Annotated in this window: 19 protein-coding genes; 10 read left to right on the top strand and 9 right to left on the bottom strand. The window is 36.6% G+C overall.

Annotated elements, in window-relative coordinates; translation table 11 throughout:
• Nucleotides 1-17: 17 nt before the first annotated feature.
• Entirely contained in the window at nt 18-356 is a 339-nt protein-coding gene (locus ACZ11_RS12455) for a nucleoside triphosphate pyrophosphohydrolase (RefSeq protein WP_049666504.1), read from the bottom strand.
• Nucleotides 357-832: 476 nt separating this feature from the next.
• On the opposite strand from ACZ11_RS12455, the gene ACZ11_RS12460 reads away from it, so the two are divergent.
• A complete protein-coding gene (locus tag ACZ11_RS12460) occupies nt 833-1,321 on the top strand; it encodes a hypothetical protein (protein ID WP_049666505.1) in 489 nt (162 codons plus the stop codon).
• A 176-nt stretch (nt 1,322-1,497) separates the two neighbouring features.
• Here ACZ11_RS12460 and ACZ11_RS12465 read toward each other — a convergent pair whose 3' ends face one another.
• The 4 genes from ACZ11_RS12465 to ACZ11_RS12480 form a co-directional block, all read right to left on the bottom strand.
• Nucleotides 1,498-2,979, bottom strand: a complete 1,482-nt coding sequence (locus ACZ11_RS12465) for a sodium:solute symporter family protein (RefSeq protein ID WP_049666507.1) — start codon at nt 2,977-2,979, stop codon at nt 1,498-1,500.
• On the bottom strand, nt 2,979-3,176 hold the full coding sequence (locus ACZ11_RS12470; protein WP_049666508.1) for a DUF3311 domain-containing protein: 198 nt from the start codon (nt 3,174-3,176) through the stop codon (nt 2,979-2,981). Before ACZ11_RS12470 ends, ACZ11_RS12465 begins: the two co-directional genes overlap by 1 nt.
• 99 nt (nt 3,177-3,275) lie before the next feature.
• Complete coding sequence (locus ACZ11_RS12475; RefSeq protein ID WP_049666510.1) at nt 3,276-4,127, bottom strand: nitrilase-related carbon-nitrogen hydrolase; 852 nt, start codon at nt 4,125-4,127, stop codon at nt 3,276-3,278.
• 21 nt (nt 4,128-4,148) lie between these two features.
• Nucleotides 4,149-5,765, bottom strand: a complete 1,617-nt coding sequence (locus ACZ11_RS12480; RefSeq protein ID WP_049666512.1) for an amidohydrolase — start codon at nt 5,763-5,765, stop codon at nt 4,149-4,151.
• 806 nt (nt 5,766-6,571) lie between these two features.
• Between ACZ11_RS12480 and ACZ11_RS12485 the strand changes: the two genes are divergently transcribed.
• On the top strand, nt 6,572-7,060 hold the full coding sequence (locus ACZ11_RS12485) for a hypothetical protein (protein ID WP_049666513.1): 489 nt from the start codon (nt 6,572-6,574) through the stop codon (nt 7,058-7,060).
• A 69-nt stretch (nt 7,061-7,129) separates the two neighbouring features.
• On the opposite strand, the gene ACZ11_RS25235 is transcribed toward ACZ11_RS12485, so the two are convergent.
• A protein-coding gene (locus ACZ11_RS25235) for an IS3 family transposase (protein ID WP_134008815.1) occupies nt 7,130-8,487 on the bottom strand; the annotation gives its coding sequence in 2 pieces (ribosomal slippage) (nt 7,130-8,016 and nt 8,016-8,487; 1,359 coding nt in all).
• Between the two features lie 504 nt (nt 8,488-8,991).
• Between ACZ11_RS25235 and ACZ11_RS12500 the strand changes: the two genes are divergently transcribed.
• A complete protein-coding gene (locus tag ACZ11_RS12500) occupies nt 8,992-10,173 on the top strand; it encodes a pyridoxal-phosphate-dependent aminotransferase family protein (RefSeq protein WP_082172808.1) in 1,182 nt (393 codons plus the stop codon).
• Between the two features lie 344 nt (nt 10,174-10,517).
• On the opposite strand, the gene ACZ11_RS12505 is transcribed toward ACZ11_RS12500, so the two are convergent.
• Nucleotides 10,518-11,099 carry a TetR/AcrR family transcriptional regulator gene (locus ACZ11_RS12505; RefSeq protein WP_049666516.1) on the bottom strand — a complete coding sequence of 194 codons (582 nt, stop codon included), beginning with the start codon at nt 11,097-11,099 and terminating at the stop codon, nt 10,518-10,520.
• A gap of 291 nt (nt 11,100-11,390) precedes the next feature.
• Between ACZ11_RS12505 and ACZ11_RS12510 the strand changes: the two genes are divergently transcribed.
• The 4 genes from ACZ11_RS12510 to ACZ11_RS12525 all read left to right on the top strand — a co-directional run bounded on the left by ACZ11_RS12510 (nt 11,391) and on the right by ACZ11_RS12525 (nt 15,263).
• Complete coding sequence (locus ACZ11_RS12510) at nt 11,391-12,569, top strand: MFS transporter (RefSeq protein WP_403089312.1); 1,179 nt, start codon at nt 11,391-11,393, stop codon at nt 12,567-12,569.
• Nucleotides 12,570-12,806: 237 nt separating this feature from the next.
• Nucleotides 12,807-13,880: an LLM class flavin-dependent oxidoreductase gene (locus tag ACZ11_RS12515; protein WP_049666520.1), complete on the top strand. Its 1,074-nt coding sequence runs from the start codon at nt 12,807-12,809 to the stop codon at nt 13,878-13,880.
• 29 nt (nt 13,881-13,909) lie between these two features.
• Nucleotides 13,910-14,851, top strand: coding sequence for an alpha/beta hydrolase (locus tag ACZ11_RS12520; RefSeq protein WP_049666521.1), 942 nt, complete (start codon nt 13,910-13,912; stop codon nt 14,849-14,851).
• A 220-nt stretch (nt 14,852-15,071) separates the two neighbouring features.
• The gene (locus ACZ11_RS12525) at nt 15,072-15,263 is read left to right on the top strand and encodes a hypothetical protein (RefSeq protein ID WP_049666523.1); all 192 of its coding nucleotides are present in this window, start codon (nt 15,072-15,074) and stop codon (nt 15,261-15,263) included.
• A 97-nt stretch (nt 15,264-15,360) separates the two neighbouring features.
• On the opposite strand, the gene ACZ11_RS12530 is transcribed toward ACZ11_RS12525, so the two are convergent.
• Both ACZ11_RS12530 and ACZ11_RS12535 read right to left on the bottom strand, forming a co-directional pair.
• Entirely contained in the window at nt 15,361-16,680 is a 1,320-nt protein-coding gene (locus tag ACZ11_RS12530; RefSeq protein WP_049666524.1) for a D-serine ammonia-lyase, read from the bottom strand.
• Entirely contained in the window at nt 16,670-17,143 is a 474-nt protein-coding gene (locus tag ACZ11_RS12535; protein WP_049666526.1) for a YaiI/YqxD family protein, read from the bottom strand. Before ACZ11_RS12535 ends, ACZ11_RS12530 begins: the two co-directional genes overlap by 11 nt.
• A 187-nt stretch (nt 17,144-17,330) precedes the next feature.
• On the opposite strand from ACZ11_RS12535, the gene gdhA reads away from it, so the two are divergent.
• From gdhA to ACZ11_RS12550, 3 genes are all read left to right on the top strand, one after another.
• Nucleotides 17,331-18,704 (top strand): NADP-specific glutamate dehydrogenase, encoded by a 1,374-nt coding sequence (gene gdhA, locus ACZ11_RS12540; protein WP_049666527.1) that lies wholly within the window; start codon nt 17,331-17,333, stop codon nt 18,702-18,704.
• Nucleotides 18,705-18,878: 174 nt separating this feature from the next.
• A complete protein-coding gene (locus tag ACZ11_RS12545) occupies nt 18,879-19,565 on the top strand; it encodes a phosphoribosylaminoimidazolesuccinocarboxamide synthase (RefSeq protein ID WP_049666529.1) in 687 nt (228 codons plus the stop codon).
• A gap of 178 nt (nt 19,566-19,743) precedes the next feature.
• A complete protein-coding gene (locus ACZ11_RS12550; protein ID WP_049666530.1) occupies nt 19,744-20,391 on the top strand; it encodes a YIP1 family protein in 648 nt (215 codons plus the stop codon).
• The last annotated feature ends 46 nt before the right edge of the window (nt 20,392-20,437 follow it).

The following is a 20,437-nucleotide window of genomic DNA, read 5'->3' on the forward strand; positions in this document are numbered from 1 at the left end:
CCAGTACCTACGCCAGTTCATATAAGCTCAGCTTCCGCTTCTACCTCAATTAAATATATACCTTTCGAAAATCCTCCACGTAGCATCTGCTTCTCAGTACGTATTTGTTCTAATTGTTCGTAAGTCACACCGTACATTTGTCTAGCTGTATGTACTAATTCTAAAATATCCGCAAGTTCCTCAATGGCCTCTTTTGGAGAGGCTGCCTCAAGAAATTCTAATGCTTCTTCTTGCATTTTCGTTTTTATTTCCTCTATGTGTTCTCCTTGTTTTAATACTCTTATGCTACTTGTATTCCCACCTGCTTCAATTATTTGTGGAATTAAATCACGTACTAATTTATTGTAAACTGGCATGTCAACCGTCCCCTTTTAACATACGATTATTTCCCGTATTTCTGCTGAATTGTTTGAATATGTTGCTTTTTGATTTCATTAGATACTTGCATTTGAGGCACATGCTTATTGTAAATTGTTTGAATATCAACTTGAGAGAAAAGCTGTCTTGCAGTTTGCTTTTGTGTTTGGATAAAACGCCTTAAATGCTCTCGCTTTATCTTAATTATTCATAACTGTGATTTTTTATAGATTTACTAAACTGTCTTGTTCAAGCAATGTTTAGTTGAATCCATTGCTAAAGAAATAAGTTTAACAGTCCCATTTTTTTGATCCAATCAATCTTTTATCAAAATTTCACCATTATTAAAATATTCACATCTAACAAAATAGCATTTATATATCATTAACAATAATTTACGGATATTATTAACTGTAGATTTATGACTTTAGCACTGTTATCATTATGAAGAATTTCTTGGAAAGGAGGTTTTCTTATGTACGATTCTTATTATTACGATGATTTCGATGCGGCCTTCGGTGGTATATTTCTCATTACTATGCTATTAATTTGCCTCGTGTTGAGTATCGTAAGCTATGTTATTTATTCACTTATTTATTATAAGGCATCTAAAATAAATGGTTTTAGCGATTTAGCCTATATTGCTTGGATTCCAATTATAAACGTTTATAGCTTTTTCTTATTAACGGCAAAGGGTGAGGATAATGCAACTGTTCGTGGAGCAGCGAAAAAGAATGTTCTTATTTACGTTGGATTAATACTTATTTCATTTATTCCGTTTCTAGGTATTATTGCTTCATTAGGTCTTATTGGCTTTACTTTGTATTTCACATATCGCCTCTTCTATCGTTGGACTGGTGAAACTGGGAAAGCTGTACTTTATATCATTTTATCGTTCATTACATTCGGACTATTCTATTATATTTACGGCTTAATGAAAATGAATAAACCTTTCGTTGCATAATACATATGCAAGTACAAAAACCTCTTTACACCTTCTAAAGGTTAAAGAGGTTTTTGAAACACATATAGAAAGCTAATGAAATACCCTCTTAGACAAAATTTTTTAGAAAAAAGACGTTTATTCACATTAGAATAAACGTCTAATTTTATATAATAAATTATATTATCAAGTCATTTTCATGCTACTAGAGTATCAATTGCGTCCTTCTCTTTCGCAACTAAATGATTAGTTGCAAAGCTTACTACAATAGCTACTACAAAGTTAATAATAACAGCGATCATTCCTGTGCTGATGTCATTAATTACGTGTGGAATGTTCGGGAAAAAGTCAATTAGTTTATGTGATGTTACAGCAGCATACAGTACGATCCCTACACCGGTTAAAATTCCTATCATTGCACCGAATTTGTTAAGAATGCGATTTTTATGGAAGCTAAATAGGAGTGCTGGAACAAGTTGTGTTATTAAACTATATGACATAATGTTTAAGATTGCTAGTGCATCCCCTCCAGTAATCGTGAAGACGAATGCAACTAATATTATAACGAACACAAATATTTTTGAAGCAAATAACTGTTGGCGATCTGTTGCCTTTGGTTTCACAAGCTTGTAAAATCCAGTCATTAATCCAATTGAAGCAGACATTAACATAACAGATGCGGGTACTAAAGCAGTTAATAACCCAGCAGCACCGACAACGCCTACTATCCAAGGATCAAATGTTTGAATCGTTAATCGGAGTAATGATAAATCTCCTTCAGCTCCTTGCAATCCTGGAATCTCTACAATGGCTGCAAAACCAATGAAAAATGCAAATAAGAGTAATAGAGTATATAAAGGTAAGGTAATGGCATTTTTCTTCAATGCTTTTGCACTTTTAGATGATAATAATACAGAAAAGGAGTTTGGTAATAAATAGAATCCGAACGCATTTAATATAATGGTTGAGACAAACCAAGAAATACTTAATCCAGAACTAGCGAGAGTTAAGCTTTCTGGTTTTATTTTTTCTACAGCTTCAAAGAGAGGTTGTACGCCTCCAAAATAATGGTATGGAATATAAATTCCTAAAAATACAATGACTCCCAGTATCATAATATCCTTTAATACAGCTGTCCAAGCAGAGCCATGGATACCTGAAATGGTAACATAAATTGTAATAATTATGGCACCAATAGTACTAGCCATAATTGGGCTAATCCCTCCATAGGAAGCCTCCGAAACAATAATACCTAACCCTTTTAATTGTATAACTATATATGGAATCAATGCGATAGCACCCAAAAACGATACAACTAATCCTAATATCGGACTTTTATAGTTGGATGCAAAATATTCTGGTTGAGAAATAATATGGTGATCTTTTGAATAGTTCCATATCTTTGGCGCAATCCAATAAGATAAAACATACGCTAAACAAATATATGCAGGTACATAAAAAGCAGCGGCTCCATTCGAATAAGCCCAACCACTACCACCGAGGAATGTGAAAGTAGTATAAACTTCTCCTGCAATTAGTAAGAAAATGAATAATGTACCAAAGCCCTTATTACCAACAGCAAATTCATTGACATTCATTTTTTTTCCGTGTGTTGCTCGGATACCAAGGAAAAGAGCAATTAATGCAAATGCAAAGATAATCAGTAAAGCTATATTCATTATTCATCGCCCCCTTGGTTTTCAGGATCCAATTTATACACAATCGTTAACACTAATGATGATAAAATCATCCATAAGATAATCCAGAACAGGAGAAACGGTAAACCAAAAATATAAGGTTCTATTTTATTTGCAAAGGGCAAACATAAGCACATTCCAATAAACGGTATCAGCAATAATAGTTTAATGTTTTTCATATAAGCCTCCTTTGAAATTCTTTTTTATCTTACAAAGAAGTAGTGTAACCCTCAGATTAACGAGAATAAGCCTGGGAAATTGAAATTCAAAACACGGATTCATAATGTATAAATGTCTTTTCTACGGATACGATCTTTATAAGTTGTTGCAGCCCCATTTTTACGATTTTCGTAAAGGTCTTCAAGAGATAGTTCAGCTGTAACAACTGAACTTGATTTACTAGTAGTTTCTGCAATTACGCCATTTTCAGTCCAAGGTAAGTCAGCAGGTCCTATAATAGCGGTGGTACCAAATCCGTTTAGAATGGGCCCTTGGATTTCGCCAATCGTAGGACAATGAACGACATAGAGTTGGTTTTCAACACTTCGTGCATGAGCACAATGGCGAACTCTCCAGAAACCATATTCCGAGAACGTGTAGGAAGGACAAAAGATAATATCGGCACCTCTTTGACTATAAATATGTGCAATTTCTGGAATCTCTATTTCATAGCATATGGCGATACCGAATGTTACTGGTCCAATTTTGAAAACTTCTAATTCGTCTCCCTCTATAGTGTTCCAAGCAGATTCAGCAGGGAAAATATGTGTCTTCCGATGTTTAAATACATTGCCATTTCCATCAAAGATATAAGTCGTATTGTAATTTCCTTTATTGGCGGGTTCAATTGTAGAACCCGCAATAATTATCTGTTTTCTTTTCTGTGAAAGATTATTAAAAAATTCAAGGTAGTCATCTAAAAAGAAACCTAGTTTCTCATTATCTTTTTCTGTGAATTGATTGTAATTGTTATAAGTTGTTAGTAAAGACATCGTAAATAACTCTGGTAAGAGCACATAATCACTTGTTAGTGGCACATCATTGAATGCATGTAAAATTCGGTCCTTAAAGGTAGAGAAATTATCAACTTTTTGCAATTCAAATTGACAGCTTGAAATTTTTATTGTCATAAGAGCCCCCTAGCCTCATCACTATATTTTCGTTTTAGAACGTTCGAAAAGAATATCCCCATCTAGTATTGTTAATTCGACTTGAATATCTTTTAAATCTTGTGGAAGGGTTTTCAAAATACTTCGATCAAGTACAATCATATCTGCTAATTTACCAGGTTCTAAACTACCCTTTATATCCTCATCAAAACTTGCATATGCACCGTTATAGGTATAAAGACGAATGGCTTCAAGAACATCTATTTTTTGCTTTTCACCAAATGAAGTTCCATTGGCAGTGAGTCGATTGACCGCTTCGTGAATTCCAATAAACGGATTATAGGTTGTAACTGGTGAGTCTGACCCCGCAGCAGCAATAATTCCTTGATCAATAAAGTCTCGTGCAGGGTACATAAAGTCCGTACGTTCACCGTAGTTCGTTAAATAACTTTCACCAAATTCATACGGAAATGGTGGATTAGGTATTGGAATCATCTTTAACTCTTTCATTCGTTGTTGTAAATCAGGGCTTGAAATTCCAGCGTGTTCAATGCGATGTCGATGATTTTCACGAGGATTTTCTTGTAAGGCGCGTTCTACAACATTCAAATACATTTCAATAGCTTGATCACCTTGTGCATGAACAGTAATTTGATAGCCTAATTCATGTGCTTTACCAAGTACTTCATAAATTTCATCCTCGGTGTAATATAAGATTCCATGATCGTCAGGGTTGCTTGTATAACCTTCACGAGTTGCAATAGTCGGACCAGTACTACTACCATCTGTAAACAATTTAGCAGGACCCACTTTAAAAAATTCATTTCCAGTTCCAGTTATTACCCCAGAATCCATCATATTTAATGTGAACTGCTTACAGTCACTTATACTAGCAATCATCGCATAGACACGAATTTTCAAGTCTCCTTTTTGAGAGGCTAATTGTAACATTCGGTAATTTTCTTTTGAAAACGTTCCAGCTTCATGAACGCTTGTAATGCCAACTTTCAAGAATTGTTGCTGCGCGATTTGAATGGCTTGATAAACTTCTTCATTTGAGAAAGTTGCTATCTCATTAAACTGCATAAAAGCATTTTCGATTAATCGTCCAGTTAATTGACCTTTTACATCTCTTTCAATTAAACCTCCTTGAGGATCAGGTGTTGTTTCGTTAATACCTGATAGACGTAAAGCAACTGAATTTACAATTCCGATGTGACCGCAAGTACGGGTAATGGCAATCGGGTGGTCTATTGAAATGTTGTCCAATTCTTCAAGAGTAGGATACCGTTCTTCCTGAACAGTTCGTTCATTGAACCCCCAAGCGCGAATCCACTGACCCTTTGGTGTAATAGCAGCTTTGTCTTTTAAAGTAGTCAAAATTGCATCTACGGAGTCCAATCCGGGCTCTTTACAGCTAATACTGAGTTGAAAAGTACCATACATAACCAGATGTAAGTGCGCATCAATAATTCCAGGTAGAATTGACTTTCCTTCTAAATCAATTACTTGTGTAGAGTCACCAATATAATTTTTAATCTCCTCATTCGAACCAACTGCTAATATTTTGTTATCAGAAATCGCTAGAGCCTCTCGGATAGAATCTTGTCCATCTACAGTAATTACTTCACCATTTAAAAAAGCAATGTTAGCTTTCATATAAATCCTCCTCGTCGAATAAATTGAATATTCAGAAATTAAAGATTGTGTTACTCTATTCATTTATTTTACTAAAAATAGATTGTCTTATATTTTTACAAAAGGTAATTATTTTTACTTTTTTTTAGACAAAAGGTTAAAAGGGTTATTTCTACGTAACTATAAAAATTCAAAAAAGGCTTTATTATGTGCATGCTAATATTACTTTTGGAAAAAACAAATTTATGCTGTTCCTTACTACCCTTCAATTTTTCTATTTGTATATCAATAAACAATAATTAAACGTCCCAGTCAGATTTAGCAAAATTAAGATTAAATAAAACCATCGCAAACGTATTTCGTAATGTTAGATATCATAGGATGTACAAAATAAATACTTCAAATAATTTATAAACTAATTCATCTCTTCCGTTTGTAATTAATTATAAAGCTATTACAATTTCTTTTGTTCACTATTTAAATCCATCGAAGAAAGAAAAAATGGAAAGTCTCTAATAATTCCATTAATTTCAATTTATTCACCACTTAAATTATAAGATCAATAATATGTAATTGAGTAGAAGTAATACCCAAAAAGAAAAATTTGTATAAAATGATTCTTCACCACTAGATTCCCAATAGTACCAAATTCATTTTTACAATTCGATCAATCTTATATCAAAAAAACATCATTAAAATAATACAAATATTCCATAAAAATAGTATATATGTACGATTATCTAAAATCCCCCGTATTTACCACTATAGATTTAAAACTTTAGTACTGTTATTATAATGAAGTATTTTTTTAGAAAGGAGGTTTTCAAATGTACGATTCTTATTATTTTAATGATACCGATGCATTCTTCGCTGGTTTTTTCCTTATCATTATGTTGATTTTTCTTGTGATGGGTATTGCAGGCTATGTTATTAGTTCACTTATTTATTATCAGGCATCTAAAGCAAATGGCTTTGGTGATCTTGCCTATGTTGCTTGGATTCCTATTATTAATGTTTATAGCCTTTTCTTATTAACAGCAAAGGGTGATGATGACGTAACAGTTCGTGCCGAAGCGAAAAAGAATGTTTTAATTTATGCTGGATTATTACTTGTTTCATTCATCATTCCATTTATAGGTATACTCGCTTCCTTAGGTCTTTGTTTTTATGTTATGTACTTCACATATCGCCTCTTTTATCGTTGGTCTGGTGAGCCTGGAAGAGCTGTACTTTATATTATTTTATCGTTCATTACATTCGGACTATTCTATTTTATCTACGGCTTAATGAAAATGAATAAACCTTTTGTTGCATAATTACATATGCAAAATGGAAAACCTCTTTACACCTGAAGTGACCCCTAAAAGTTAGACACGGTTATTTCATTAGGCAGCTTGGGTAAAATGAGTTCGGTATTGTACCGGACTCGTTTTTAATTTTGCCTTAATCCGTTTCGTATTATAGTAATTTATATATTTTTCTAATTCTATTTTAAAATGCTCTATACTTTCAAATTCTCTCATGTAAAGGAATTCAGATTTCATAATTCCAAAGAAATTCTCCATGACAGAGTTGTCGTAACAGTTTCCTTTACGAGACATACTTTGAACAATCCCTCTTGATTCTAAGGCGCGACGATATTTATTCATTTGATAATGCCAGCCTTGATCGGAATGCATGAGTAACTGGTGGTGCTCAGGTAAACGTTCGAACGCTTTGTCCAACATATCTGAAACAAGTGAATAGGTTGGTCTAGAGCCAATTGTATACGTGATAATTTCCCCGTTAAATAAATCTAAAACTGGCGATAAATAAAGTTTCTCACCGAACAATTTAAATTCTGTAATGTCTGTTACCCATTTTTCATTTGGGGCATCTGCTTTAAAATTGCGGTCTAAAATATTTGGCGCAATTTTACCAACGTTTCCTTTATAGGATTTATATTTTTTCATACGTACAACACACTTTAAACCCAGTTCTTTCATGATACGTTGCACTTTTTTATGATTCACTTTTTGCCCACGATTCGCTAGCTCGTCACGAATACGGCGATAGCCATAACGCCCTTCATGTTCTTCATAAATCGCCTTAATTTCCTCTTTTAAATCGGCATCTAAATCTGGTCGATTCATACGTTTTACTAAATCATAGTACGTACTTCGTGGAATGCCAGCGAATTTTACGAGTGCTTTCACCGGATATTTATGCCTTAATTCATAGACTACTTGCGCTTTGTCCTGTTTGGTGATTTTTCTTTGTTTTGAACTAAGGCATTCAACTTTTTTAAATACTCATTTTCCATTTCTAGTTGTTTAATACGTGCTTCAAGTGCTTCGGTAGAGCCTTCAACTGGTGCTTGTTTCGATTGTTTATTAAATTCTTTTTTCATGGATGGACGCCCCTTTTTCTTTGATTGAAGGGCATCTAATCCTTGAATTTCATATTGCTTTCTCCAAACACTAATTGTTGAAGGGGCAGGTATCTTAAAAATCGCTGCCGTTTCGTTTAAGGACGTACCATTTTCAATCATAAAATTTAGTACATCCATTTTAAACTCTAGTGTGTAATTTGTATATGGCTGAATAAAAGCTTCAACACCATTGTATTCATATTGCTTAACCCATTTAAGGATTGCTTTATTATCAGTCTCCATAGATTTAGCTATATCATAGGAACTTTCCTTTCCATTTAAGTAACGCTCAACAGCTTGTAATTTATCTTTGGCAGTATATTTTTTGACCATACAAAAACTGCACCTCCAATTGTTAGATGTGTCTAACAATTGGGGCGCAGTTCACACCTTTAAAAGGGTAAAGAGGTTTTCAACTTATTCACGTAATTTCACACTATAATGTCCCATGGACTTAGGAATACCTTTTAATGCAAGTACCCCACTATAGAAAAAAATCTTATTCTAGAAGACACTAGGAACCTCGTCCATTAAAGGAAAGAATTCTGCAATCACTGTTCCCGTCTTTATAAAATCTTTTGCTATTTGTTCATTTGTAGCCTTTCTATCGTCTCTATAATAAGCGGATCAAATTAATTTTTCTGATACCACTTTTATCAAACGACACTCGCTGAAAGAAGTTGAAAAATTGGGAACAATCCGTTGTATTTTCTACTCTCTTACAATACTTGACCTATCATGTTTTGAAAAAGAAGTTAGTTAACAGAAAATATATGCTATATTATAGTTAGAAAATTTCGAATTTCTAATTTTAAAATACAAAGGGGTTTGATGATTGTGTATGAAAATATTTTAAGACATCCAGGACCTACACCTATTCCGAAAAAGGTTCAGCTTGCGATGAATCACGATATTATTAGTCATCGAAGCAATGAATTTGTAGAGCTTTACCGTGAAACAATTGAATTAGTAAAACCTGTTTTCGGCACAAAGCAGGATATTTTACTCCTTCCATCAGGTGGTACAGCAGCTTTAGAAGCCGCGGCGGTTAACACTGTTTCTGCTGGTGAAAATGTTGTTGTGATCACGGTTGGAGCGTTTGGAGACTATTTCGTTTCGATTTGTGAGAAATACGGCTTTCATGTACATAAGCTTGAAAAAGAATGGGGACAAGCTTGCACGGCTAAGGAGCTGCGAGAATTCTTGCAGCCATTGAAAGATATTAAAGCTGTTTTTGTCACATACAATGAAACTTCGACTGGTATATTAAACCCAATTGCTGAATTAGCACAAGTTGTACGTGAGGAAACTGATGCATTATGTATTGTCGATGGTGTAAGTTGCATAGGTGGAGCTCCTGCTGAAATGGATGCCTGGGGAATCGATATTCTTGTTACTGGATCTCAAAAAGCGATGATGCTTCCTCCAGGACTTTCTTTTGTCAGTGTTAGTGATAGAGCTTGGAACGTTATTGAAGAAAATAATACACCGTCCTATTATTTAAACTTATTAAGCTATCGTAGTTGGGCAGAAAAAGGGATGACTCCAAACACACCTACTGTCACACTTATATATGGACTTCACGAAGTATGTAAACTTATAGAGGAAGAAGGAGGCTTTGAACATACAGTTGCCCGCCATGAACTAATGAAAAACATGGTTCGTCATGCGATGAATGCCCTTAATATCGAGCTTCTCACTACGGATGAGCATGCTTCTCCAACCATTACCGCGATTATGGCACCAAAAGGGATTGCGCTCGGTGACTTCTTGTCGCATTTAAAGCAACAATATCATTTAGATTTCGCTGGAGGACTCGGTCATTTGCAAGGGGAAATTTTCAGATTCGGCCATATGGGCTATTGCTTCCCAAGTGATATTTTACAGGCCGTTTCTTTAATGGAAGCAGCACTTCAAGACTTTGAATATGACTTTGAGCCAGGCGCAGGTGTACGAGCAGCACAGGAAGTATTTTTAACCGCCCAGCGAAAACAATGCCACGATAAGGTAAAACTTTAACCAGTGTGGTCTTCTGCATCCACCGGTTAGCCTTCACCAATTGGGCTTATACAGGTAGTTATTCTCCATTTTACCGCTTGCTAATGTGGTTAAAGATTTAAACCTCCAAATCTATGTGGATTTGGAGGTTTGTTTGTTTGTTTGTTTGTTTGTTTGTTTGTTTGTTTGTTTGTTTATTTATTTAAGTTAATTTCATCCCTTTAGTTTCAATGGGTCTGTAACAAACTTTTAGTTATCGCTTTTTATATTGAGGTTGGGACATAAATAGTCTCGAGAAGAAGTGAGAAAAGTGAATCGCGTGGTCGTTTTCACTTTTTTCGAAAGATGTTAATAGTCTACAAAATTTATTTAAGCAATGTGAGAGTTGTTGCGATCGCATTGTCAATAAATGATTTTTGTGGTTGAGATTTCATCATGACCGTTAATCCAATTAACGCCACAATTAGAGCCTGTGCTATAGACTTTGCATCTGTGCCTTCCTCTAACTCACCCGATTGGATTCCTCGTTCAATTGTCTCCTGAAAAATGACAGCTAGATAAAGTTGATGTTCTCTCGTTAAGATTTCAAATCTCTCATCATGAGGAGCTAGTTCAACCATTGTATTGATGCAAAAACAGCCGTTACTAATATCTTTCGTATATTCAGCAGCAATCACTTCTTCAAAAAAAATAGCAAATGCCTGTTTTACAGAGGTATGACCTTGAAGTCTAGCTCGTATATCAGCTGCACGAGATGTCGTATATCTACGAAGTGCTGCTTCGAATAGTTCCTTTTTATCTCCAAAGGTTGAATAAATACTCGGACGTTGAATCCCCATTCTAGCAGTGAGATCACTTAAAGATGTAGCTTCATAGCCCTTCTCCCAAAATAACTGCATGGCAGCCTCTAAAACTTTTTCCTCATCAAATTCACGGGTTCTTGCCATAAAAATTCCACCTCCATTGTTTATGAGTTAGTGAGTTTGTTACTATAAAATTTTAAATACCAAACAGTATGTAAACATTGTATAATCAGCTGCTTTCATTGTCAATTTTCGTTGTATTAGGTAACTACGGAGGAAAATATTTTTAAATAAACCCTTGACATTATAAACAACACTAAGATATATTTACCAATAATTATATTGTACCGAACGGTATGTTATAATTAAAATCCAATGATGAACGGAGGATATGGCGTGGACCATAATCTGAAGCAAGAAGTTGATGCATCTGTGATGAACCTACAACCTTCTATGTCTAGAACTGTAACTTTATTATTCGCAACAGCCTGCGGAATGTCTGTCGCCAATATTTATTTCGCACAGCCGTTGCTTGATCAATTGTCTAATGAATTTAATATTGATCACTCGACAATAGGTGTTGTAATTACCATCACGCAGATCTTTTATGGATTGGGCTTATTACTTCTAGTGCCTCTTGGAGATTTACTTAACCAACGACGCTTGATTATCGGACAGATGCTATTATCCACAATGGCTTTGGTTATAGTGGGTACTGCTTCTTTTAGCGTGATGCTTTTTACTGGTATGGCCTTAGTAGGTCTACTTGCAGTTGTGACGCAGACACTTGTGGCGTTCGCAGCAACTATGGCTTCCCCTACAGAACGTGGACGTGTTGTTGGTATTGTTACAAGCGGGATCGTCATTGGCATTCTGCTCGCTCGAACCTTTGCTGGTCTATTAACAGACCTTACAGGATGGCGATCCGTCTATCTAGTCTCTGCCGCTCTCATGCTTGTAATGGTTTGTATGTTTCTGAAGGTGTTACCAAAGGTGGAGCGTGAAGTAAAATCACTCCCCTATCATCAGCTAATTAAATCCGTATTCACTCTGTTTATGCAAGAAAGAACATTACGCATCCGCTCAGTTCTAGCCATGCTAATTTTTGCTGATTTCAGTATTTTGTGGACTTCACTTGTTCTACCACTTAGTGCGCCACCATTAGCTCTTTCACACAGTGTAATTGGCGCATTTGGTCTCGTTGGAGTGGCTGGTGCACTAGCTGCAGCACAGGCCGGGAAACTGGCCGATCGAGGTTACGGACAAAGAACGACAGGCATTGCTTTAGTTCTATTACTCATTTCATGGTTGTTTATCAACTATCTAGAACAGTCGTTATTGGCATTAATTGTAGGTATTGTGTTGCTCGATTTGGCCGTGCAGGCAGTACATGTCACTAATCAGACGATGATTCTTCCATTACGTACAGAGGCACGGAGTCGACTTACTGCTGGATATATGATGTTTTATTCCATCGGCAGTGCTGGTGGCTCAATTGCTTCTACACAGATGTATGCACACTTTGGTTGGGGAGGGGTTAGTTTCCTCGGAGCTTTAATCAGTGCATTTGCCCTTATTTTTTGGGCTACGACTAAACGGTTAACAAAAAATTAATTATGCCTCGGCATAATTCTTGTGACATCCGCAGGAGGCTTCAACTTATTTCAGCGGAAGTTAGTACACCCGCTGAAAAGTAGCTTAAACCTGTATTCATCTCACTACCTAAAAAGGTGAGAGACTTCTGTACCTGCCGCTATTCTTTCGGTACAAAAGACATTTGTAGCTGACGCTTCACTTTAGCTACCAAAACACTTGCTGAAAAAAGTTTAAATTGACTAGGAGAGATTACAAATGGAAATAGGAATTACCTCTTTTGTAGAAACAAAACCAGATGTTCATAGTGGTGAAGTGATTAGTCATGCACAACGTTTGCGTGAAGTAGTTGAAGAAATTATTCTTGCAGATCAGGTGGGACTGGATGTATTTGGTGTTGGTGAGCACCATCGAGAAGATTATGCTGCTTCCTCTCCAGCAATGGTGCTATCTGCTGCAGCTCCACAAACAAAAAAGATTCGGCTTACAAGTGCAGTAACAGTTCTATCTTCAGCTGATCCTGTACGTGTCTTTCAAGATTTTTCCACATTAGATGGACTATCAAATGGGCGTGCTGAGATTATGGCAGGTCGTGGTTCCTTTATCGAATCCTTCCCCTTGTTTGGCTACAATTTAAATGATTATGATGAACTATTTGAGGAACATTTGGACTTACTCCTCAAAATTCGCGAGTCAGAAAAAATAGTATGGGAAGGTAGACATCGGCCAGCAATCAATAATTTAGGTGTGTATCCAAGACCTGTTCAAAACTCCTTACCAATATGGGTTGGCAGTGGAGGAAATCAACAATCTGCCATCCGTGCAGGACTTTTAGGATTACCACTTATGCTAGCAATCATTGGTGGCAGTCCAATGCAGTTTGCACCTATCGTACAGCTCTATAAAAAGGCAGCTGCTCAAGCAGGGCATGATCTATCAAAACTTCAGGTTGGATCTCATTCAATAGGTTTCGTCGGCCCGAATACTGACTGGGCAGCGGATACATTTTTCCCATCAACGAAGGCGGGCATGAATAAATTGGGCAAAGAAAGAGGTTGGCGATATTATGATCGCTCTAGCTATGATGCTGCACGTAGTTTTGAAGGGGCGTTATATGTAGGTGATCCAGATACAGTTGCTGAAAAAATCATTCATCTGCGTAAACATGTAGGGATTACACGTTTTATGCTGTACGTACCATTAAGCACAATGCCACATGATCAAGTTATGCAAGCTATAGAATTGCTCGGAACAAAAGTTGCTCCTCGAGTACGTGAGGAAGTTGCCAAATGGGAGGCGGAAATGGCACTAGAAGGACATCCATTTCTTTAAGATATCATTATTTAATAGGAGGAATTTATATGACGATCAATAATCGAGTCTTGCCAGAATTAAGACAGACTTACTCCCAATTTCCAGGATTTCGGTTGGAGGAAGATTTAGAGTGGAGTCGAAGTCTCTTGTCCAACCCACCTTCGGAGAAGTCAGAACTTGTACACACATCAATTCGGATGATTCCCAGAGGTCACGGAGACGAGATGTTGGTTAAAATTTATGAACCTGTTGAACGAAATATTAATCAACTTCCAGCGATGCTTTGGATTCATGGCGGTGGTTTCGTTATGGGACACCCTAATATGGATGATATTTTATGTGAACGCTTTGTTCAGACTGCTAATTGCGTTGTCGTTTCGGTTGATTATCGACTTGCTCCTGAGCATCCCTATCCGGCGGCTATAGAAGATTGTTATGCAGGGTTAGTATGGATGACAACCGAGGCATTATCACTTGGCATCGATGTCAAACGGGTGGCGATTGCAGGCGCAAGTGGTGGCGGAGGGCTAACAGCAGCTCTAGCATTAATGGCTCGTGACAAAGGAGGACCCTCAATTATATTCCAGATGCCACTGTATCCAATGCTTGATAACCGAAATGAAGCACCTTCCAGCTACGAGATTACCGAGGAGCATGCAACATGGAGTAGAACTAATAATTTGACAGCTTGGCGTATGTATTTAGGTGAGGAAAAGGATACCCATGAGCTATCTCCGTATGCGGTCCCTTCAAGAGCAGATAACTTAGCAGGATTACCTCCAGCTTATACATGTATAGGTCAACTCGATTTATTCCGAGATGAAACCATTGATTACGTGACACGTCTTGCCCAAGCAGGAGTAGATGTTGAATTCCACCTCTACCCTGGTAGCTTCCATTGCTTTGAAGTCTTTGTGCCAGATGCCGAAGTAAGTCATCGAGCTAGTCAGAATTATTTAGACGCTATGGCACGTGCACTTTATTCTTAATATCGGATAACCCTAAACTTCAAATGAAGTCTTCTCTCCTACTGACTGATTTAATGTGTATGAGAACGATACACCTAAGTAAAATTGCAACTAAGGCCAATGCTTCACGGTATGATCGACCGAATAATCTTTTACAACTAGAATTATGAATATAAGTGCATTTTCAAAAGCTAAAAGTGTTATACTAATAAGCATGTTATAAATTGAGGAGTTAGACAGTATGAAATATTTTAAACCACAAATGCAGCAACTTGTGAAAGAAAACCGTGAATTACATGATCGCCTAAAAGAATTAATGTCCGAAATGGATTTGCAAAAAAATTATGCTTTAAAAGCTCTATATCACGCTGAAGTAGCGGACGGTGGGCGCTATCAGCAAGATTATCAAGCGTTGGACTATTTATATAAATAACTCTAAATGAGCAAAAGTAATAAACGCAAGAATGTTGATTTATAGCATTCTTGCGTTTTCTCATTAACTAACTACCTTAATCAATAATTCTTCCTACTTACACTGCCTTTGCCATGTATTCCTCACGCATTTCCAGCGGCACCATACTTCCACCTGTTGCCCATACAAGATGGGTAGCTTGCTCCATCTTATCAACTAAATCATGCTTTTCTAAATAACTTTGTCCATTTTTCATTACCTGAATTGGTCCGAACATCCCTGCATGCGCTGATGGCTCTAAAAATAGACCTTCCGAGTCCATTGCTAAACCGAGCGATTTAAATAATTCCTCATCTTTAACTGTATAACAGCCACTCACATAAGTTTCCATCACTTTACCAACAAATTTTGACGCACGACCAACAGCAAGGCCGTCTGCTTCGGTTTTATTATTAAGACCAATATCTTCAACACTGATTTCATCATGTAAACCTGTCATTAAGCCAATTGTCATACAAGGAGATGCTACTGGCTCGGCGAAGAAAATATGGGCATGCTCTCCAAAAATTTCACGTATGCCGTACGCAACTCCCCCCGGTCCTCCACCTACACCACACGGTAAATATACGAACAATGGATGGGCCTCATCCACAGTAATATTCGTTTTTTCAAACTGTGCTTTTAAACGCTTCGCCGCCACTGCATAGCCAGCAAATAAGTCCTTTGAATTTTCATCGTCAATGAAATGGCACATAGGATCTTGTTCAGCCTCTCGACGACCTTGTTCTACAGCAACACTATAATCAGCTTCATATTCAATAACTGTCGCACCTTTTTCACGCAGCAATGCTTTTTTCCACTCTTTTGCATCACTCGACATATGTACAACGACATTAAAGCCGAGTTTTTTGCCCATAATGCCGATACTCAATCCTAAATTACCTGTAGAACCTACGGCAATTGTGTATTGCTGGAAGAACGATTGAAAATCCTTTGTTGCCAACATTGCATAACTATCCTCTTTTGTTAGCTTGCCACTAGCGATTGCAAGCCGTTCTGCATGCCTTAATACTTCAAAAATACCACCACGAGCTTTGATAGATCCAGAAATCGGCAAGGCATGATCGCATTTTAAGATAAATTGACCTGGTATTAAAACATCATATTCCTTTTCAAGAGCTTTCTTCATTAAAGGTATATATTGTAAAGATGATTCAATAAGTCCCTTTTTTTCCACAAGCTCTGGAAACGCTACAATTAAATAAGAAGAAAAGCGTTTAAGTGTTTCTTCTGCCTCCTCAACTTCCTCCATTGAAAAAAGATTTGTTTGCACCTTTTTTTCTCGATTTGTATTTTCCCAAAGTACAGTATCCTGATTTGCTATATCATTTAGTCTCGGAAATTGATTTAATAGTTCGTGTTTAAGTTCATTTTTCACCTTTAGATTCCTCCGTTTTTTGAGCTAAAATCGCTCGTTCACAAATTTGTCGAAATTTCAATTCGAACGAAATATTGTTTTCTTGCGTTCGTTTTTTAGGTCCTCTCGTACGTCCACCAGCACGTCTAATTTTTTGTCCCACATGGCGCATATCGAGCAAACGTTCGATATTTTCATTGGACATCTCTCGCCCATTTTGATCGATTGGATAACCCCCTCTTGCCAAAACCATAGCCGCTAAACCGTAATCCTGTGTTATGACAATATCATGCTTTGAAAGCGCATTCACTAGCGTAAAGTCAACCGAATCTGGACCCTTAGGAACAATAATTGTTATTACATTATCACGTTCAACACGGTGGGATGTATCGCAAAACAAGATTGTTTCAATCTCAAACTCAGATGATATAGATAGCGCTAAATCCACGACTGGACAGGCATCAGCATCAATTAAAACCTTCACAATAAAGCATCATTCCTTTCTCATAATTAGATAGATCACTCATCTTGTTATTATTTCAATATAATAAAATCTCATCCCCGTTTGTTCAGTTTTTCACAAACTTAAGACTGTTGGAAAAAGTATTTTATTGAATAGTCCGAAAAATAGATATACGATACACATATCAAATAACTGGAGGTTTTTTACTATGACAACTACAACTGTAAGCAACGACCAATTAGCAAAAGAATACGTTGATGGTGTATTCGAGCAACTAAAACAACAAAACAGTTATCAAGCGGAGTTCTTACAAGCAGCTGAAGAAATTTTCATTTCATTAGTGCCTGTATTTGCACAACACCCTGAATATATAAAAGCCAATATCCTATCTCGTATCGTTGAGCCAGATCGTATCATTTCCTTCCGTGTAGCTTGGCAAGATGATAACAATCAAGTTCAAGTAAACCGTGGTTACCGTGTGCAATACAGCAACGTAATGGGGCCATACAAAGGCGGTCTTCGCTTCCACCCTTCCGTAAATGAATCAATTATCAAATTCTTAGGCTTTGAACAAATCTTTAAAAATGCTTTAACAGGCCAACCAATCGGTGGTGGTAAAGGTGGATCAAACTTCGATCCTAAAGGTAAATCAGATTCGGAAATCATGCGCTTCTGTCAAGCATTCATGACTGAATTATACCGCCATATTGGTCCTGATGTCGATGTTCCTGCAGGTGATATCGGTGTTGGAGCTCGTGAAGTAGGCTATTTATGGGGCCAATATAAGCGTTTAACAAAAGCAAACGAATCTGGTGTATTAACAGGTAAAATTCCTGGTTATGGAGGTTCTTTAGCCCGTAAAGAGGCAACTGGTTATGGTACTGTATATTTTGTAAATGAAATGCTTAAAGATGTCAACGATTCATTCGAAGGTAAAACAGTTGTAGTTTCTGGTTCTGGTAACGTTTCAACATATGCTATTGAAAAAGCACAAGCTTATGGTGCAAAAGTTGTCGCTTGCTCTGACTCTTCAGGCTATGTTTACGATCCAGAAGGTTTAGACCTTGATGCAATTAAAGAAATTAAAGAAGTAAAAAGCGATCGTATTTCCACTTACTTAAACTATCGTCCAAACGCTACATTTACAGAAGGCTGTACTGGCATCTGGACTATTCCTTGTGACATCGCGCTTCCATGTGCTACCCAAAATGAAATTAATGGCGATTCAGCTCGTACTTTAATCTCTAACGGTGTAAAAGCTATTGGCGAAGGTGCAAACATGCCATCAGATCTTGAAGCAATTAACGAATTCTTAAATGCAGGCGTATTATTCGGACCTGCTAAAGCAGCTAATGCCGGTGGAGTTGCTGTATCTGCTCTTGAAATGGCGCAAGATTCAAGTCGCGTATTCTGGTCATTTGAAAAAGTAGATGCTAAATTACATGAAATTATGAAAAACATTTACGCGGACAGTAAAGCAGCTGCTGAAAAATATGGTTACCCTGGGAACCTTGTAGTTGGCGCGAACATCGCTGGCTTCATCAAAGTTGCTGATGGTATGCTAGCTGAAGGCGTTTATTAATAACAATTAATCCACCCTAAGATGATAACGAATATTCGTTATCATCTTGTTTTTTATTAGAAATGAAGTTTAAAAACATAAAAAATATCATTTAAAACGAACATTTTTACTATTAATTATTCAAAACATTCGTGTTATAATAATGAAGTACTACGAAATATTGGAGGGTTTTTTGTGGAATTATTGTATACAGGTAAAACGAAAAATGTGTTTCAATTAGAAGATGGTCATTACTTATTAAAATTTAAAGATGATGTAACTGGTGAAAACGGCGTATTCGACCCAGGTGCTAATACTGTTGGATTAACAATCGACGGCGCTGGTTTAGCTGGACTTCGCTTAACTTCTTATTTCTACTCAAAACTAAACGAACAAGGTGTTCCTACTCACTACGTTGATGCAAACTTCAACGATGCAACAATGACAGTAAAGCCTGCAACTGTTTTCGGTAAAGGTTTAGAGGTCATTTGCCGCTTCAAGGCAGTAGGCTCTTTCCTACGTCGCTATGGTGCTTACGTAAAAGAAGGACAAGACTTAGATTCTTTTGTAGAAGTTACCATCAAAGATGACGATCGACTAGATCCTCCTATTTCTGAAGATGCTTTAGCCATGTTAAACCTGTTAACACACGAAGAATACGTGATTTTAAAGCAACGCACAATCGAAATTGCTAAATTTGTTGCTGCAGAGCTTGCCAAAAAAGGGTTAACACTATATGATATTAAATTAGAGTTTGGTCGCGATGCTAAAACAAATGAAATTTTATTAATTGATGAAATTTCAGGTGGTAATATGCGCGCTTACAAAGGCGAACAATACATAGAACCATTAGAGCTAGAAAAAATTATGTTAGCTGAATAAAAAAACATTCTTTTAATATGCCATGCCTGACTAGTTACGAGTAATCAAAAAGAGTCGCTTTCTTGCGGCTCTTTTTTTGATAAGATGATTTTTATTTTCTTTTGAAACTTTTCATTGGATCACTCGTATACTAATTATACGCATAATGCATTTATACTATTATTTTGGAGGTAATTTAATGGATGACTTTAATGAAACATCACAAGAAAGGCTAAAGGTTAATCCATTTTTGTCTATTTGGTTGCATCCAAAGCAAACAACCCGTTACATGATTGAAGAAAAATCAATAGGTTTTGCGATTCTTCTTATTTCAATTGGTTATATTGGTGTTATACTTTCAGACCTTATTGATAAGATATCTTTAATAGACTTGTCTCCTTGGCTTATCGCATTAATTTCTGTTATTCTATCACCGATTTCAGGAATAATCGGTACGGCTTTTGTCGCACTAATCGTTTGGCTGTTCGGTAAACTTTTTAAAGGAACAGGTACGTACTCACAATTATTTAAAGGGCTAAGTTTAACTGCTATTCCATTTATAGTACTTATTCCTTTTTATTTAATTTGGTTATTTACATCACCTGAGTCTCTAATGGACCCTAACTTCGCTGGATCGATACCTTGGATTTTATGGCTAGCCACTTTAGTAACACTTGTGATTGGTATTTGGTCAATCGTCATTACTGTAGGGGTTATTGCAGAGGCACATCAAATATCCAATTGGATGGCCTTCTTTACACTCTTAATTCCAAGCATTATTCTCTTTTTCTTAATCATTATTCTGATTATTGTTCTCTTTTTCGTTTTAGGTATTTTTATGATGTAAAAAAATCTCCCCTCTCTTTATGAGAGAGTGGGAGATTTTTTAGATT

This window comes from Lysinibacillus xylanilyticus (assembly GCF_001183605.1).
GTDB classification, from domain to species: domain Bacteria; phylum Bacillota; class Bacilli; order Bacillales_A; family Planococcaceae; genus Lysinibacillus; species Lysinibacillus xylanilyticus.

What these genes read in the sequence shown, in the direction of transcription:
- ACZ11_RS12460 (WP_049666505.1), top strand. Translation starts at nt 833, where the DNA reads ATGTACGATTCTTATTATTACGATGATTTCGATGCGGCCTTCGGTGGT.
- ACZ11_RS12485 (WP_049666513.1), top strand. Translation starts at nt 6,572, where the DNA reads ATGTACGATTCTTATTATTTTAATGATACCGATGCATTCTTCGCTGGT.
- ACZ11_RS12525 (WP_049666523.1), top strand. Translation starts at nt 15,072, where the DNA reads ATGAAATATTTTAAACCACAAATGCAGCAACTTGTGAAAGAAAACCGT.
- ACZ11_RS12520 (WP_049666521.1), top strand. Translation starts at nt 13,910, where the DNA reads ATGACGATCAATAATCGAGTCTTGCCAGAATTAAGACAGACTTACTCC.
- ACZ11_RS12465 (WP_049666507.1), bottom strand. Translation starts at nt 2,979, where the DNA reads ATGAATATAGCTTTACTGATTATCTTTGCATTTGCATTAATTGCTCTT.
- ACZ11_RS12480 (WP_049666512.1), bottom strand. Translation starts at nt 5,765, where the DNA reads ATGAAAGCTAACATTGCTTTTTTAAATGGTGAAGTAATTACTGTAGAT.
- ACZ11_RS12505 (WP_049666516.1), bottom strand. Translation starts at nt 11,099, where the DNA reads ATGGCAAGAACCCGTGAATTTGATGAGGAAAAAGTTTTAGAGGCTGCC.
- ACZ11_RS12475 (WP_049666510.1), bottom strand. Translation starts at nt 4,127, where the DNA reads ATGACAATAAAAATTTCAAGCTGTCAATTTGAATTGCAAAAAGTTGAT.
- ACZ11_RS12470 (WP_049666508.1), bottom strand. Translation starts at nt 3,176, where the DNA reads ATGAAAAACATTAAACTATTATTGCTGATACCGTTTATTGGAATGTGC.
- ACZ11_RS12550 (WP_049666530.1), top strand. Translation starts at nt 19,744, where the DNA reads ATGGATGACTTTAATGAAACATCACAAGAAAGGCTAAAGGTTAATCCA.
- ACZ11_RS12515 (WP_049666520.1), top strand. Translation starts at nt 12,807, where the DNA reads ATGGAAATAGGAATTACCTCTTTTGTAGAAACAAAACCAGATGTTCAT.
- ACZ11_RS12455 (WP_049666504.1), bottom strand. Translation starts at nt 356, where the DNA reads ATGCCAGTTTACAATAAATTAGTACGTGATTTAATTCCACAAATAATT.
- ACZ11_RS12510 (WP_403089312.1), top strand. Translation starts at nt 11,391, where the DNA reads ATGAACCTACAACCTTCTATGTCTAGAACTGTAACTTTATTATTCGCA.
- gdhA (WP_049666527.1), top strand. Translation starts at nt 17,331, where the DNA reads ATGACAACTACAACTGTAAGCAACGACCAATTAGCAAAAGAATACGTT.